The following is a 16102-nucleotide window of genomic DNA, read 5'->3' as shown; positions in this document are numbered from 1 at the left end:
CATGCTTCCGGTTGTTATCTCCCTCACCACGCCACTCTTTCGAATTTCAAAGCGACGTTGCCTAGAATTTGCCCCGCACACGACACTCGGAGGGGAGCGGTGACCGTGCGACGGGACTTCAAGGAGTCTGCCCGATGCCGCCCCGACCTGGTCATCGGCAGGGACGAGCTGTGGACGTCGGCCCGCGACCAGCTCGCGCGGGGCGGCAGCGTGCTGCTCCACGGACCGGCCGGAATTGGAAAGTCGACGGTCCTGCGCGCTTTGGCGACGGATTACGGCGAGAGCGCGCGCACCGTCCTGCGCTGCTCGGCGACCGAGTCCGAATCCCACCTCCCGTTCCTGGCACTCGCCGACCTCTTCGGGCTGGTCCTCGACGACGTGGCCGGTACCCTGCCCGCCGCACAGCGCACCGCGCTCGAATCGGCGCTCACCGGCCGCGGCGAGTCGACCCTCCAGCGCGACGGCCTCGCCCTGCGCCTGGCCGTCCTGTCGGCCCTGCGCTCGCTGGCCACGCGCGGCCCGGTCCTGGTCGTCGCCGACGACATGCAGTGGCTGGACCCGGCCAGCGCCGAACTCCTCGGCTTCGCCGCCCGCCGCCTCGGCGACACCCCGGTCCAGCTCCTGTGCGCGGTCCGCACGGAGGGCCAGGAGTACGACCGCCAGTTGCGCTCCTCCCCGCCGGACACCCTGGCGATCCGGCTGAACGCGCTCTCCCGCGCGCACGTCTCGGCGCTCCTCGACCACCGCGGCTACACCGAGCTGCCCCGCTCCACGGTCCGCGACATCCACCGCACCAGCGGCGGGAACCCGCTGTACGCGCTGGAGCTGGGCCGCGCCCTGAGCGAGATGCCGACCCCGCCGCGCCCCGGCGAACCGCTGCCGGTGCCGACCTCGCTGCGCGCCCTCGTCCTCTCCCGCCTCGACATGCTCTCCGCCGAGGCCCGCCGCACCCTGCTCGTCGCCAGCGCGGGCGCCCGCCCGACGCTCGCCCTGCTGCACGCGGCCGGCCGGGAGAACGCCGAGGCGGAGACCGCGCAGGCGGCGGCGCTCGGCCTGCTCGCGACCGAACCCGAGGGCCCCGCCGTCCGCTTCGCGCACCCCCTGATCTCCGCCGCCCTCTACGCGGAGGCCCCCGCCCAGGACCGGCGCGCCGCGCACGCCGCGCTGTCGACGGCCGCGTCCGACCCGATCGAGCGCGCCCGGCATCTGGCGCTGGCCACCACCGGCACCGACCCGGAGGTCGCCGACCGGCTCTCCGAGGCCGCCGCGCTCGCCCGCGACCGGGGCGCCCCCTCGGTCGCCGCCTCCCTCGGGCTGCTGGCCGCCCGGCACACCCCGCCGGACGCCTCGCCCTCCCCGGACGAACGGCGGCTGGAGGCCGGCGAGGACGCGATCACCGCAGGCGAGGCCGACTTCGCCCGGGACATCGCGCACGACGTGCTGACCCGGGCCACCGCGCCCGCCGACCGGGTGCGCGCCTGGATGGTCGTCATCGAGTCGGCGGGGCAGGCCCTCGGCGAGGTCGACGCGGTCTTCCCGAAGGTCCTCGCGGACGCGGGCGACGACCCCCGGCTCCTCGCGCTCGTCCACTACCAGCTCTCCTGGCGGGGCCTGGTCGTGGACGGCGACTTCGCGGAGGCCCGCCGGCAGGCCGCGCACGCCGCCGAGCTCGCCGAACGCGGCGGGGACCGGCGCACCGAGCTGATGGCGCTGTCCCTCCAGGCGTCCACCGAGACCCTGATGGGCCACCCCGACTCGCCCGTGACCATCAAGAAGGCGCTGCGCGAACCCCAGTTCGCGGACGTCGCCTGCCACCACAACGGGCCCGCGATGGCCCGCTTCCGCTGGCTCCTGATGAGCGATCAGCTGCCCGAGGCGCGCACGACGATCACCGCGCTGCTGCGCGAGGTGCAGCGGCGGGGCGTCGTCGAGAGCGAGGTGCACTTCCAGCGCTTCCTGGCCGAGACCGAGCTGCGCTCCGGGCACTGCGGTCGCGCCCTCGACCTGGCCCGCGAGTCCCTGCGGCTGGCCCGCGACTCCGGGATCGGGCTGGGCGCCTCCGCGATGCTGACGTCCATGGCCGAGGCGTCCGGCGGTGACGTCGACCGGGCCCTGGAGCTGGCCCAGGAGGCGGCCGGGCGGGCCGAGGGGGACGGCGACCAGATGTACCTCTCCAAGGCGCTCGCCTCCCTGGGGTACGCGCAGCTCGTCGCCGACGACCCGGCGGGTGCCGTGCACTCGCTGCGCCGCGTCCGGGAGCTGGAGCAGGGGCTCGGGATCACCGACCCGGCGCGCGGGCGCTGGCAGGGCGACCTCGCCGAGGCGCTGGTGCGGATCGGGGAGCCCGCCGAGGCGCAGGACGTCATCGACGTCACCCGCGCGCACGCGCTCAGGCTGGGCCGGGAGAGCATCCTCGCCGTCGTCGACCGCGCCGAGGCGCTCGTCCGGGCCGCTCGTGGCGACCTGGACGCGGCCCTCACCCAACTGACGTCCGTCCAGGACAGGCTGGCCAAGCTCGGGTACGGGCTGGAGGAGGCCCGCGCGGCGTTCGCGCTGGCCCGGCTGCGGACCGGGCGGGGGCCGGTGGCGGGCGTGGCGCAGTGGCGGGAGGCCGGGGGCGGGGACCTCCGGCGGGCGGAGCACGGTCGGGGGCCCGGGTCCGGCGGATCTGCCGGCCTCGGCGGTCCTGGCGGCCCCGGCAGCTCCGGCGGTCCGGGCGGCCCCGGAGGATCTGGCGTCTTCGGCAACCCTGGCCCTGGCGGGCACGGCGGCCCCGGTGGTTCTGGCGGGCTCGGCGGTCCCGGTGGGCTCGGTGGTTCGGAGTCCGTGTGGGAGAACGCGACGTCGTACGACGAGGCCGCGCGGCTGTTCCGGCGGTGCCGGGCCGTGCCGTGGCTGCGGCAGGTCGAGGCGGCGGTCGCGGCGCCGGTCGCGGCCGGGAGCCCGGCCGTGGCGGAGCGTCAGCCCGCCGCCGACGCGCTGGAGGGGCTCGCCTCGATGGAGCGTCAGGTGGCCGCGCTGGTCATGGAGGGCGCCACCAACCGGGAGATCGCCGCCCGGCTGTTCATCAGCGTCAAGACCGTGGAGGCGACGCTGACGCGGGTCTACCGCAAGCTGGGCATCCGCTCTCGGGTGGACATCGTGCGGCTCGCGGCGGGGCGCCGGGCGACCTGACGGGGCGGCGGGTTTACTGCGGGTTCCTGTCCACGTTGCCGTCAGGGGCGTCGTCAGGGGTGCGCCGTAGGGGATTCGCCGTCGGTGACCCGCCGTCAGGGGTTCGCCTCCGGGACACCGAGGGTTTTCCCTGTCCGGGTCCCCTAGGGGGTTCCCTCATTGGGGTGAGGGTGTGACGGGCCGTAGGTTTTGGGACGTGCCGCTCGCCCGGGCACACGGGGGTCGGTCCCGCGACCCCCGTGCACGACCACTCCCCCACAGCACCCGCGCGACACCTCAGGCCCCCTCCCCCACGAGGAGACACTTTGTCCGCGCTCCACCGTGCGAGAAAGGCAGCCGCCGTCCTGGCGGCGACCGCCGCAGCGGCAGCAGGTCTGCTGCTCGGCACCCCGTCGGCCTCGGCAGCACCCCAGCCGATCGTCGGCGGTACGACGACCACCACCTCGTCGTATCCGTTCATGATGCAGATCACGGACGCCTCGCAGAACCAGTTCTGCGGCGGGACCCTCGTCTCCGCGACGAAGGTCGTGACCGCGGCGCACTGCATGGCCGGCGAGACCACGAGCAGTGTGCGGGTGGTCGGCGGCCGGACGTACCTGAACGGCACGAACGGCACCGTGAGCCGGGTCACGGACATCTGGGTCCACCCCGACTTCACGAGTGTCACGGGCGGCGACGACGTCGCCGTCCTGACCCTGGCGACCGCGATGCCGTACACCCCGGTGTCGTACGTCTCCGCCACCCAGACGAACGTGTACGCGGCCGGCACCACCGCGCGCATCCTCGGCTGGGGCACTACGTCAGAGAGCGGCAGCTCCTCCAACCAGCTGCGGACCGCGACCGTCCCGATCGTGTCCGACTCCAGCTGCGGGAGCTCCTACGGTTCGGACTTCGTCCGGTCCGACATGGTTTGCGCCGGATACACGTCCGGCGGCACAGACACCTGCCAGGGCGACAGCGGCGGTCCCCTGATCATCGGGGGCGTCCTGGCAGGGATCACGTCCTGGGGCGAGGGGTGCGCGGAGGCCGGTTACCCGGGTGTCTACACCCGGCTGACCACCTTCTCCACCCTCGTCACCTCCGAGGTCGACTCGTAGAGGTACCCCGGGAGTACGACCAGGGGGCGTTGCGGGCCTCCACGAGCGGCCCGCAACGCCCCCTATCCACGCGCCGGATCACCGTCACGCCGGGATCACCGTGCCGAAGCGGACGTCGTACGGCTCCCCCGGGTGCGTGACGGCCAGCATCCGTACCGCCTCCGCCGTCACCGCCTCCCGCTCCCCCTTCGTGAGCCGGCCGAAGGGCTGGACGGTGAGAGCGGTTTCCGTGCGTTTCCACACGCCGGCCAGGAAGCCGTCGACCAGGAAGACCGGGTGGGAGACGTTGCCGACCCAGGTGCGGCCCCAGTACTCGGGCGGGACGACCCGGGTGCGGTCGGCGTGGGAGAGGAGGAGGTTGTCGAACTCGGGGAGGAGACGGGGCGGGGCGGGGGTGGCGGGGTCGGGGCGGGGGGCGTCGGGGAGGTCGAAGAGCTCGGTGCCGTGGACGTCGTGGAACGTCAGCAGCTCCGGGCGGAGCCGTTCGAACACCGGGCGCAGGCGGGTCAGGCCGGCCCAGGTCTGCATGTCCTTGACGGAGGCGGGGCCGAAGGCGGCGAGGTAGCGCCGGACGAGCGTCTCGGCGTCGTACGCAGGACCCGCGGGTCTGCCCAGCCAGTGTTCCGATGTCGTCAGGGCGGCCTGGCCGCTCTCGCCCCACACGCCGCGCGGCGTGACCTGCACCAGCGGCAGCAGGCACCGGGCCGCGACGCCCAGTGACTGCGGGTCCGCGTCCGGCCACTCGGCGCCCAGGGCCTCGCGGAGCTGCTTGAGCGTGCGGGGCTCCTCCTCGACCAGGTCGCGGGCGAGCGCGGTGAGCCGGTCGAGGTCCACCCCGGCGAGCCCCTTGCGGAACAGCTTCAGCTCCCGCTCCCGCGCGGGCTGCACGAACGGCCTCAGGGCGAGGCAGTCCTCGGCGGTGTGGGTGTGGATCGTGGAGCGCAGGGTGACGATGCGCACGACGTCCCGGTCCGTCATGAGCCGGGCGAGGCCGACCGGGGCGAAGCCGTCTAGGCGGGCGGCGAGGGCGAGGTACGGGGGGCTGACGTTCTGCGCCTGGAGGCCGACGAGGTGTTCCACGGCGGCCCGCGCGGTCAGGGGCGACCTGCGCAGGAGGAGCTGGCGGTCGAGGGTGGCGCGGTTGAGGGAGCGGGCGTCGAGGACGGTCATGAGGTGCACGGTAGCTCCGAAAGAGGACAGATCCTGTCCTCTTTGTCGCCGTCTCGCGTTCTCTTGGCCGCGTATATCCTGCCCGTGATCAGCAGGAAACGGACAGAAACGACAGCAACAGAACCGACAGCAGCGGAAGGCAGCCGCGATGCCCGAGCGACGCCGTGCCCCTGGGTCTCCCGGCGGTGTGGTCGAGGCCGCCCTCTACCGCGACGGCGTCCGCATCGCCTCCCCCGCGACGCTCGCCGAGACCTACCGCGAACTCCGCGAGCGGCCCGCCAGCATGGCGTGGATCGGGGTCGTCCGCCCGTCCGAGGCCGAACTCCACTCCCTGGCCACCGAGTTCGGCCTGCACCCGCTCGCCGTGGAGGACGCGAAGGAGGCCCACCAGCGGCCCAAGCTGGAGCGTTACGGCGACACCCTCTTCGTCGTCCTGCGCGCGGCGCGGTACCTGGACGCCCCCGAGGAGATCGACTTCGGTGAGCTGCACGTCTTCCTGGGCCCCGGCTTCGTCCTGACGGTCCGCCACTCCGACGCCCCCGACCTCACCGCCGTGCGCCGGCGCCTGGAGGAGAGCCCGGAGCTGCTGCGCCTGGGGCCCGAGGCCGTCCTGTACGCGATCCTCGACGCCGTCGTCGACGGGTACGCGCCCGTCGTCTCCGGGGTGCAGAACGACATCGACGAGATCGAGACGGAGGTCTTCCGGGGCGACCCCGAGGTCTCCCGCCGGATCTACGAACTCTCCCGGGAGATGGTCGAGTTCCAGCGCGCGACCCGCCCTCTCGTCGGCATGCTGCACGCCCTGATGGCCGGCTTCTCCAAGTACGGCACGGACGACGAACTCCAGCGCTACCTGCGCGACGTCGCCGACCACGTCACCCACACCAGCGAACGCGTCGACGGCTTCCGCCAGGCCCTCACGGAGATCCTCACGGTCAACGCGACGCTCGTCACGCAGCAGCAGAACGCGGAGATGCGGGCGCTGGCGGAGGCGGGCTTCGCGCAGAACGAGGAGGTCAAGAAGATCTCGTCGTGGGCGGCGATCCTGTTCGCGCCCACCCTCGTCGGCACGGTCTACGGCATGAACTTCACCCACATGCCCGAGCTGGACTGGCCCCTGGGCTACCCCTTCGCGATCGCCCTGATGGCCGTCGTCTGCGCCGGTCTGTACGTCGTGTTCAAGCGGAGGCACTGGCTCTGAGCGGCCGGCCGGCGAGGGACGGCCGCGGGTGGCTCGTATCTGTACGTGTCTTGGCGTGTTCTGTGCGTCACTTCATCGGCACTGTTTCAGCACCTGTCCCGCCGTACGCTCGACCGACCGTCAAGTGCGTGACCGTCGAAAGGCAAGTGCCCCCGGCATGGCGTACACAGCGCAAGAACCCCGACTCGCGTCCCTCGCGGAGCTGTCGTTCGAAGCCTTCGGAGTGATGACGGCCCGGCGCGGGACCGAGCAGGTGCCCCTCGGCCCCCCACGGCACCGGGCCGTCCTGGGACTGCTTCTCATCCGGCTGGGCCAGGTGGTGCCCGCCGATCAGCTCGTCGACGAACTGTGGGGCGACCACCTCCCCCGGCGCCCGCAGGCCACCTTGCAGACCTACCTGTCCCACCTGCGGCGGGTGCTGACCGGACCGCGCGGCCCGATCGCCCCGCTGCGCTACCAGGCTCCCGGATACGTCCTGACGGTGGAGCCGGACACGTTCGACCTGGCCCGGTTCGAGAGCCTCGTCTCCCGCGGGCAGCGCCACACGGCCGACGGGCGGCTCCAGGCCGCCCGCGAGGTGTTCGACGAGGCGCTGCGGTTATGGCGGGCCGACCCCTTCCTGGACCTCGCGGCCTACACCCCGCTCGCGGAGGAGGGCGCCCGCCTGAACCTGCTGCGGACCACCGCCGTCGCGGCCCACGCCGACACGCTGCTCGCCCTCGGCGAGGCCGGTGACGCCGTCTCGCTGCTGCGCCGCGAGGTGTCCCTGCACCCCACCGACGAACGCCTCGTCGGCAGTCTCATGACGGGCCTGTACCGGCTGGGCCGCCAGGCCGAGGCGCTCCAGCTGTACGACCGGACGCGCGCCTACCTCTCCGAGGAGCTCGGGGTCGCCCCGGCCCGCGAACTCCAGCGCGTCCACCTGGCCCTGCTGCGCCACGAACTCGACGACCGGGCACCCGCCCCGGCCGCCGTCGAGACCCGGGAGCGGTCCGACGCCCCTGCGGAGCGGACGGCGGACGCGCCCGCCGCCCCGCCCGAGGACGGCGGCCCGGCCGCGCCCGAGGGCGGACGGCCGCGTACGGCGCCGCCGGTGTCCTCCGGCTTCCCCTGCCGCGACGACGCCCTCGACGCCCTGCGGTCGTCCATCACCGGCGCCCTGCGCGGCAGCGGACACGTCACCGCCGTCGTCGGCGAGGCGGGCGTCGGCAAGACGGAGCTGGTGGCGCGCGCCACGACGGAGTCGCAGCCGCCCCCGCAGGCGGAGACGATCCGCGTCAACTGCCGCAGCAGCGGCGGGATGCCCGTCGGCTGGGTGTGGCAGCAGGTGCTGCGCCGGCTGGAGGTCTCGTACGGGGTGTCGTTCGACGGGCTGCTCAGGAAGTGCGCCCTCCCCCCGATGACAACGCTGTCGGGACCCGGTACGGACCTCGCCGGACAGCGGCCCGCGGACCAGATGTACTTCCTCGTCCAGGACGCGCTGTGCGAGGCGATCCTCCAGTGCGCCGACGACAGCCCGCTCCTGCTCGTCCTCGAAGACGTGCACGGGGCGGACCGCCTCACCCTCGACGTGCTGGGACTGCTCGGCAGCCGCACCCAGGGACGGCCCGTCAGCGTGGTGATCACGCTCCGGGAGACCGGTCTCGGCGCCGGGCCCGACTCCGACGGCCCGCTCGTGGACCTGCTGGCCGACTCCCGCACCAGGGTCGTCCGCCTGGACAACCTCGCCGAGGACAACGTCCTGGCGGCGGTCACCGCCCAGGCCGGCCCCGGCGTCGACGCGTCCGTCGTCCGGGCCCTGTACGAACGCAGCGCCGGCAACCCCTACCTCCTCGACCAGCTGCTCGCCGACGCCGGCGGGCCGCGGCGGCTGCACGACCCCCGGGTCGCCGACGTCGTCCGCGCCGGAATCCCGACGGGGGTGCGCAGCATGCTGCGCCGGCGGTTCGCCGGGCTGCCCCCGCGCGTCCTGCGGTTCCTGAAGTGCTGCGCCGTGCTCGGCGCGGAGGCGGCGCTGACCTCGCTCACCGGCATGCTCGACGACGGCGAGGCCGACCACGACGTGGTGCACGACGTGGTGGAGGAGGTCCTGCGGACCGGCCTCATGCGCAGCGACCTCGACCACCCGCACCGGCTCGTCTTCCGCTACGGCCTCATCCGCGACGTCCTCCTCGCGGAGATGCGCTGCCAGGAGCGGGCGGCCCTGCACGCCCGTGCCGTCGGCGTGCTCAGCGCTCACCACGGGGGCTCCCCCGAGGCGAGCGAGCAGGTGGCCCGGCACGCCTGGCAGGCCGCCCTGGCGCTGCCGGCGCGGGACGTGGTGCCGCATCTGCGGCGGGCGGGCGAGCAGGCCATCGGCGACGGCGACTACCGGCGCGCGCAGACCTGGTTCGAGCACGCGCACACCCTGCTCTCGGCCGCGCCGCAGAGCGCCGACGAGGCGTCGGAGCAGACCCTCGACCTGCGCACCAGGCTCCTGTACACGGCGAGCATCACCCGCGGTTACGGCGACCGCGAGATGGAGGCCGAGGCCGGTCGCATCCGGAAGCTGTCCGCCGGGACGACGGGCCGGACCACCGAGCAGGCCGCGCTGCTGCTGCGTCAGTGCGTGGCCGAGCTGGTCACCGGCCGGCACGCCGAGTGCGCCCGGCACGTGGCGCAACTGCGGTCGCTCGCCGACCGGTCCGACGCCCCGGAGCTGCGGTTCTACGAGCGGATCGCCCGCGGGCTGCTCCAGTTGCCCAGCGAGACCGCCGACGCGCTCACCGCCCTGACCGAGGCGGAGCGCACGGCCGAGGAGCTGAGCCCCGAACAGCGGGCGGGCATGACCCGCCGGTCGCAGCACGACCCGCTGTTCCTGGCCATGAGCCACCGGGTCCTCACCCTGTGGCTGCTGGGTGCCACCGACGAGGCGCGCGCGCTCTGCGACGACCTGCTCGTGGCCACCGACGGGGCCGGCACCCCGGTCGACCGGGCGAGCGCCTACTACTTCCACTCCCTGGTGGCGGCCCTGGGCGAGGACCCCCGTACGGCGGCGGCCTCCAGCGGCCGGGGTCTCGACATCGCCCGCGCGCACGGGCTGAGCCACTGGACCGCCATGCTCCAGGTGTGCGAGAGCTGGGCGCGGCAGCAGGCCGGCGAGCCCGGCGCGCTGGCCGGCCTGGAGTCGGCGGTCGCCGAGCTGCGCGAACGGCGTCTGCTGATCCGGCTGCCGCTCCACCTGGGCCTGCTGGCCCACGCGCAGCACAGCAGCGGGGCGGTCGAGGACGCCAGGCGGACGCTGCGGTCGTCGGCGGCGGAGATCGAGTCCCGGGGTGAATTCGCCTACGACAGCCGCAAGCTGCCGTTCACCGGGCTGCGCCGGCTGACGTCGGTGTCGTAGCGGGCCGGGGCCGGGCCGAAGGACACGGCCCGGCCCGCCGCCGCTCCTCAGCCGGGGACGGGTTCGCCGTTCAGCCGGGCGCGGGCCTGTTCGGCCTCGGGGTGGCCGAGTTCTTCGAGGATGCGGACCGCCTCCCGCCACAGCGGCAGGGAGGCGGTGCGGCTTCCCCGGGCCTCGTGGGTGTCCCCCATGTGCAGGAGGGTGTCCGCCTCCAGGTAGCGGTCGTTCATGTGCTGGTAGAGCTTGAGGGCCCGTTCGTAGCAGCGCAGGGCCTCGTCGTGCCGGCCCAGGTGGTGGTGGGCGTATCCGAGGCTGTCCCAGGCGGCGGCCTCGCCGTTGGTGTCGCCGATCCGCTGGTGCAGGGCCACCGCCCGGGTGCACTCGGCGACGGCCTGCCGGTGGGCGCCGTGGAGGATGTAGGTCCAGCCCGTCTCGTTGAGGACGAGGGCCTGTCCGGTGAGGTTGCCCGTGGACCGGTAGAGGTCCAGGGCCAGCGCGTAGTGGCGCAGGGCCGCCTCGTGTTCGTCGCGGCCGTTGGCCAGGAAGGCCAGCGACCGGTGGGCGCGGGCCTGGCCGTCGCGCTGGCCGTGCGCGGTGAACAGGGCCAGCGCCCGGGTGAGTTCGGCGTCGGCGCGGTCGTAGCGGGCGAGGCGCCCGTACGCGAATCCCAGCGCCCGGCGGGCCTTCGCCTCGCGGAGCGGGTCCCGGAGCAGCAGGGCGGCCTCCAGGGCGATGGACTGGGCGTCGATCTGGTCCTGCCAGCGGCCCCTGCGGTCGAGGTACAGCTCCAGGGTCTGGGCGAGCAGCCAGGCGTGGGCGGGGTGTCCCCCGCGACCGGCCTGGGCCATGGCGGACAGCAGCACGGGCAGTTCCCGCTCCAGCCAGGCCGCGGCGGGGCCGGGTTCGGTCAGGGGGTCGAGTTCGACGCCCGGCGCCGCGGGGGCGCTGGGGGCGGCGTCGATGCGGTGGGGCGTCAGCGTGGTCGTGGCGGCGTGGGCGTTGTGGACGTAGTGGTCGAGCAGGCGCCGCAGGGCCGATTCGCGCGTCTCGGCGTCGTCGTGGTCCTGGAGCTGCTCGGACGCGTGGATCTTGATCATGTCGTGGAAGGCGAAACGGTTCGGCAGGGGCCGGATCATCAGGTGGGCGTCGGCCAGCCTGGCGAGCAGCGCCGTGGTCCGGCGCACCGGCAGCGCGGCGAGGCTCGCCGCGGCGGTGGCGGACAGGTCCGGTCCGGGGTGCAGGGACAGCAGCCGCAGGAACCTCGCCGTCTCGGGTCCGAGGCCGTCGAGGGACCAGGAGAAGACGGTGCGCAGGTCGGTGTAGGGGTCGTCGTCGGCGAAGGCGTCGAGGTTGTCGTGGCCGGCCCGGAGTTCGGCGGCGATGGCGGAGAGGGAGAAGCCGGGCAGGGTGGCCGCGCGGGCCGCGATGACCGCGAGGGCGAGGGGCAGCCGGTGGCAGAACTCGACGATCGCGTCGACGGCCTCGGGTTCGGCGGTGGTCCGGTCCTGGCCGAGGTGGCGGACGAGGACCTCCCGGGACTCCGCCTCGCTCAGCGGGCCGAGGATCAGCGGGGCGGCTCCGTGGGTGGCGACGAGGCCGCGCAGCTGGGTGCGGCTGGTGATGACGACGAGGCAGGTGGAGCTGCCCGGCAGCAGGGGCCGTACGTGCTGCGAGTCGCGCGCGTTGTCGAGGACGACCAGGACCCGGCGGCCCGCGAGGATGCTCCGGTAGAGGGCCACCTGGGAGTCGACGTCGGCGGGGAGGTGGCGGGCGGAGACGCCGAGGGCGATGAGGAAGGAGCGCAGGGCCTCGGCGGCGGTGACGTAGGGGCCGCTGGCGTCGAAGCCCCGGAGGTTGACGTAGAGCTGGCCGTCGGGGAAGCGGTGCGCGAGGCGGTGGGCGAGGTGCACCGCGAGGACGGTCTTGCCGACGCCGGCCATTCCCTCGATGGTGTTGATCACCGCCGAGGCGGTCGCGGTCGTGCCGTCGCGGTCGTCGAGGGCGCCGGTGATCCGGGCCAGTTCGTCCCGTCGGCCGACGAAGGTGCGCAGGTCCAGGGGGAGTTGGGTGGGGCGGACGACGGCCGGCACCGGGGGCGGGGGTGGGGGTGGGGTGACGTCCTTCGGGGCGGCTTCGGGGCGCGGGTCCCGGGCGCCGCCGGCCCGTTCCGGCCGGTGCAGGAGAGCGGTGTGGGCGAGGCGGAGTTCGCGGCCCGGCTCGATGCCGAGTTCGTTCTTCAGCCGCAGGCTCATCTCCTGGAACAGCCCGAACGCCTCCGCCTGACGCCCGGTCCGGGCGAGCGCCTGGATCAGCCGGGCGTGCAGCGACTCGTCCAGCGGGTACTGCGCGATCGCCCGGTGCAGCAGGGGCAGCACCGGGACGGGCGTGCCCAGCGTCAGCATCAGGTCGGCGCCCTCGCGCAGGGCCGCGAGGTGTTCGCTGTCGACGGCGGAGAACAGCGGGTGCACCCGGATGTCCTGCGGGACTCCCTGGGCGGCCTCGCCGCGCCAGAGGGAGAGCGCCTTGGTGTACGACTCGGCGGCGCCGTTCACCTCGCCGGCGTCGGTGGCGGCGCGGGCGCGGGCGACGAGGTCACGGAAGCGCAGGAGGTCGAGGGTGGTGGCGTCGGCGTCGATGCCGTATCCCCCGGCGTGGCGTACCAGCAGGTCGCCCGGGGCGCGGGGCGGGAGTTCGGGTTCCAGGAGTTTGCGCAGCGAGCCGATGTGCCGGTGGACGACGTTCACCGCGCTGTTCGGGGGGTCGCCGTGCCACAGGACGTCGACGATCTGGCTCAGGCCGACGGTCTGTCCGGCGTGTAAGAGGAGTAACGCGAGCAGGGCGTGCTGTTTGGGCGGCCCGAGGGGCAGCTCGGTGCCTCTTCGCCATACTTTGACCGATCCCAGGACCGCAAATCGCACGTGATGACTCTGGTCTTCGTTCATCGTCACAAGTCCCGGTAGAAGGATGCCGAACCCAGTCCGAGTTCACTCCAACCCTAGTTCGTGATCTTCAAGGCACTGTCGTCGTAACGCCGTTCGTTGTAGCTGAGCATGTCGAGGAGGCCCCGGGCGGTGAGCCGTTCCCGGTTCCCGGCCAGGTCGCGGGCCCGGGGGACGGGTACGCCTGCGGGGTCGGCCCAGGTCAGCCGGCCCCGGCCGTCGATGCGGGCCCGGCAGCGGTTCGCGTTGTCCTGGTGGAGGCAGAACGGGACGTCGAGGTGTCCGAGCCGGAACGCGCGGACGAGCGCCGATCCGACGTCGCTCCCCAGCGTCAGGGTGTGGGTGATGATCGCCTGGGCCTCCTCGTAGATCCCGGAGTCCGGAACGCCGGCCGGATCGTCCGCCGTCTCCTGCGCGGCCACCGACGCCGCGAACTCCAGGGCGTGGACGTTCTCCGTGATCGAGGGGATTCTGCTGGCCTCCACGGCGGTCTTGACGATCAGCCGCTCGGCCCCGGACCGGGCGGCGAGCCGCGCGCTCTCCGCCAGCAGCGCGTACGCCCCGTGCCGGCTGCGGGGATAGACACCCATGTAGGTGTAGAGGACGGAATGCCAGTCGGTGTCCGCGAGCCATTCGCTGGCCAGGGTGCGCAGGGCCGACATCGCCTCCCTGTCCTGCTCGGGATGCGTCTGCTGGGCGTAGCTGACGGAGATGTCGCGCAGCCCGTGTTCGCGGAAGAACAGGCCCTCCAGGATGCTCAGGGCGATCAGCAGACTGGGCGGGCACAACTGCCCCAGCATGCATCCGCCGAAGCTCTCCAGATGGACCGGTTCGCTGGTTCCGGCGAGCATCTCGCAGCATTCCGCCCAGGCGGCGACGGCCTGTGCGAGGGGGACGCGGCTGTAGGGCAGGCAGTAGGAGACGGGGCCGCCTTCGGTGGCGTCGGCACCGGCCGCGACCAGTCCCGCGAACAGTTCGCCGGGCAGCGCCGATCCGTGTCTCACCTGCACCGGGAAGTCGTCTCCGGCGATTCCGGCGAGCATCCGGCGGGTCACCTCGGCGCCGTGCGCGACCAGCGGGAATCCGTTGAGGTCCGCGCCCTGCTCCAGGGCGAGAAGCGCCGAGGCGTGGTCGTTCACCCGCGTATAGCTGTCGACGGTGATGGTGCCGACCGTGGCCGCGCCGACTCGGCCGACCGCCTCCAGCCCCGCGCGCATCCGCTCGACCGTGCCGAATCCCATGCGCGGCTGGACGACCAGTCTCCCTTCGCTCGAAGCCCGCCGGACGAACCGGGTGAAGCGGCCGGGACGGGGAGGGGCTGCCATCAGCTGCTCCGGATTTCCGAGGAGGTGGATCTCCTCGGCGTCGGCGGAACGAGTCCGAGACAGTCGAGGAACCGGTCGAAGCCGGCGTCCGCCTCGAACACCGCGTCGAAGCCGTTCGTGACCAGTTCCGCCCCGAATCTCGCGTGCCGGGAGCCGTGGACGCCCAGTTTGCCGCCGATGACGACTTTCATCCGGGCGAGCCGCGGGTCCCGGCGGATCTTCCTGATCAGCCGCAGGCCGTCGATGTGGCCGTGCCCGTTCACGGTGCTGATCACCAGGGCGTCCGGCCGGACTCTGGCGCATTCGGACAGGACGAGCTCGTCCGGGGTGCACGCGCCCAGGTTGACCACCTGCCCGCCGTGCTCCTCGATCAGCAGCTGGAGGAAGACGAGGTTCCACATGTGGGAATCCGACGACACGCTGGTCACGACGAACGTCCCCGCGCCGCCACGGGGAACGGCATGGGAAACGCCGGGGGAATCAGGGTTCACCGGCCGACCGCGCCCGCCCGGTCCCGCGCGTACCGCCCGGCCGCCGCCAGGAACGCGTCGTTGTCCCGCGCGGTCCCGGTCGTCACCCGGACGCCGTCGCCCGGGTAGGGCCGTACGTCGACCCCCTCCGACGCGCACACGGCGGCGAACTCCTGGGCCCGGCCGCCGAGCGGCAGCCAGACGAAGTTCGCCTCCGACGGGGGGACGTCGAAGCCCAGGGCGAGCAGCGCGGCGCGGACCCGGTCGCGTTCGGCGGCCGTCTCCCGGACGCGGCCGAGGAGTTCGGTCCGCGCCGCCAGCGAGGCGACGGCGGCGGCCTGGGCGATGTCGCTGACGCTGAGCGGCATGACCATGCGCCGGACGCGGGAGACGAGGCGGGGCTCCGCGAGGAGGTAGCCGATCCGCAGGCCGGCGAGGCCGTACGCCTTGGAGAAGGTGCGGGTGACGATCAGGTTCGGCCACGATCCGAGCAGGCGGACGCCCAGTCCGGGATCGTGCGCGAACTCGGCGTACGCCTCGTCGAGGACCACCAGGCAGGTCGGCGGGACCGCGTCGAGGAACTTCAGGAGGTCGTCCGAACTCGACGCCGTGCCGGTCGGGTTGTTGGGGTTGCACAGCAGCACCAGGCGGGTCCGCTCGTCGATCGCGGCGGCCAGGGCGTCGAGGTCGTGTCCGTGCTCGGCCAGCGGGACGCGCACGGAGTGGAACCCGGCGAGGTCCGCGAGGACGGAGTAGCCGTCGAACGAGGGCCAGGAGTGGACGACGGCGGCTCCCGGCTCGGCGGTCACCGCGAGGAGCGCCTGGAGGAGCGTGATGGAGCCGGCGCCCACCGCGATCCGGTCCGGGGAGAGGCCGAGGTGCCGGGCGAGTCCGGCGCGCAGCGCCCCGCAGGCCGGGTCCGGGTACCGGTTGGCGTCGGTCGCGGCGCGGGCGATCGCGGCGGCCACGGAGTCCAGGGGCGGGAACGGGGTCTCGTTGCGGGCCAGTTGGCGGGCGCCGGGGCCGGCGGCGGAGGGGTCTCCGGTGCCGAGCAGCAGGGCGAGTCCGGTGCCCTCGTGGGCCTCGGACGGGTCCACCGCCGGAAAGGGGTCCGGGAGGCCGGCGGCCCGTCTCTCGACGAACTCGGCTATCTCCGCGAGCGTCTTGAGTCCGAACAGTTCGTCGTCGGCGATCTCGATGCCGAGGCGCTGACTCAGCGCCAGGGAGAGTTCGAAGGTGGCGAGCGAGTCCAGGCCCGCGTCCTCGCGGCTCGCGTCCGGGGACAGCTCGTCGGCCTCCACCTGGAGGTCGTCGATCATGATCGTCTTCAGCAGTTCGTACATG

The 16102-nt window shown here is 73.6% G+C and carries 9 protein-coding genes; 4 read left to right on the top strand and 5 right to left on the bottom strand.

What is annotated here, in order from left to right; all coding sequences use genetic code 11:
- Positions 1-99 precede the first annotated feature (99 nt).
- Both ABZX85_RS06240 and ABZX85_RS06235 read left to right on the top strand, forming a co-directional pair.
- Positions 100-3174: a LuxR family transcriptional regulator gene (locus tag ABZX85_RS06240; RefSeq protein ID WP_355862926.1), complete on the top strand. Its 3075-nt coding sequence runs from the start codon at positions 100-102 to the stop codon at positions 3172-3174.
- A 305-nt stretch (positions 3175-3479) separates the two neighbouring features.
- Positions 3480-4271: a serine protease gene (locus ABZX85_RS06235; RefSeq protein ID WP_355862924.1), complete on the top strand. Its 792-nt coding sequence runs from the start codon at positions 3480-3482 to the stop codon at positions 4269-4271.
- 84 nt (positions 4272-4355) lie between these two features.
- On the opposite strand, the gene ABZX85_RS06230 is transcribed toward ABZX85_RS06235, so the two are convergent.
- Positions 4356-5441 (bottom strand): winged helix DNA-binding domain-containing protein, encoded by a 1086-nt coding sequence (locus ABZX85_RS06230; protein ID WP_355862922.1) that lies wholly within the window; start codon positions 5439-5441, stop codon positions 4356-4358.
- A 148-nt stretch (positions 5442-5589) separates the two neighbouring features.
- Here ABZX85_RS06230 and ABZX85_RS06225 point away from each other — a divergent pair, with 148 nt between their 5' ends.
- Complete coding sequence (locus tag ABZX85_RS06225; protein WP_355862920.1) at positions 5590-6642, top strand: magnesium and cobalt transport protein CorA; 1053 nt, start codon at positions 5590-5592, stop codon at positions 6640-6642.
- A 157-nt stretch (positions 6643-6799) separates the two neighbouring features.
- Complete coding sequence (locus ABZX85_RS06220; RefSeq protein WP_355862918.1) at positions 6800-10024, top strand: BTAD domain-containing putative transcriptional regulator; 3225 nt, start codon at positions 6800-6802, stop codon at positions 10022-10024.
- A gap of 47 nt (positions 10025-10071) precedes the next feature.
- Here ABZX85_RS06220 and ABZX85_RS06215 read toward each other — a convergent pair whose 3' ends face one another.
- The 4 genes from ABZX85_RS06215 to ABZX85_RS06200 all read right to left on the bottom strand — a co-directional run bounded on the left by ABZX85_RS06215 (position 10072) and on the right by ABZX85_RS06200 (position 16101).
- Complete coding sequence (locus ABZX85_RS06215) at positions 10072-12942, bottom strand: BTAD domain-containing putative transcriptional regulator (RefSeq protein ID WP_355862916.1); 2871 nt, start codon at positions 12940-12942, stop codon at positions 10072-10074.
- A gap of 77 nt (positions 12943-13019) precedes the next feature.
- Entirely contained in the window at positions 13020-14288 is a 1269-nt protein-coding gene (locus ABZX85_RS06210; RefSeq protein ID WP_355862915.1) for a methylaspartate mutase, read from the bottom strand.
- The gene (locus tag ABZX85_RS06205; protein ID WP_355862913.1) at positions 14288-14716 is read right to left on the bottom strand and encodes a methylmalonyl-CoA mutase; all 429 of its coding nucleotides are present in this window, start codon (positions 14714-14716) and stop codon (positions 14288-14290) included. The genes ABZX85_RS06210 and ABZX85_RS06205 overlap by 1 nt, the downstream gene beginning before the upstream one ends.
- Positions 14717-14775: 59 nt before the next feature.
- Positions 14776-16101: a histidinol-phosphate transaminase gene (locus ABZX85_RS06200; RefSeq protein WP_355862911.1), complete on the bottom strand. Its 1326-nt coding sequence runs from the start codon at positions 16099-16101 to the stop codon at positions 14776-14778.
- Position 16102 lies beyond the last annotated feature (1 nt).

It is taken from the genome of Streptomyces sp. NPDC004539, from assembly GCF_040610055.1.
Classification (GTDB): Bacteria; Actinomycetota; Actinomycetes; order Streptomycetales; family Streptomycetaceae; genus Streptomyces.
The sequence above is the reverse complement of the archived record's forward strand: the minus strand, read 5'-3'. Positions and strand labels throughout refer to the sequence as shown.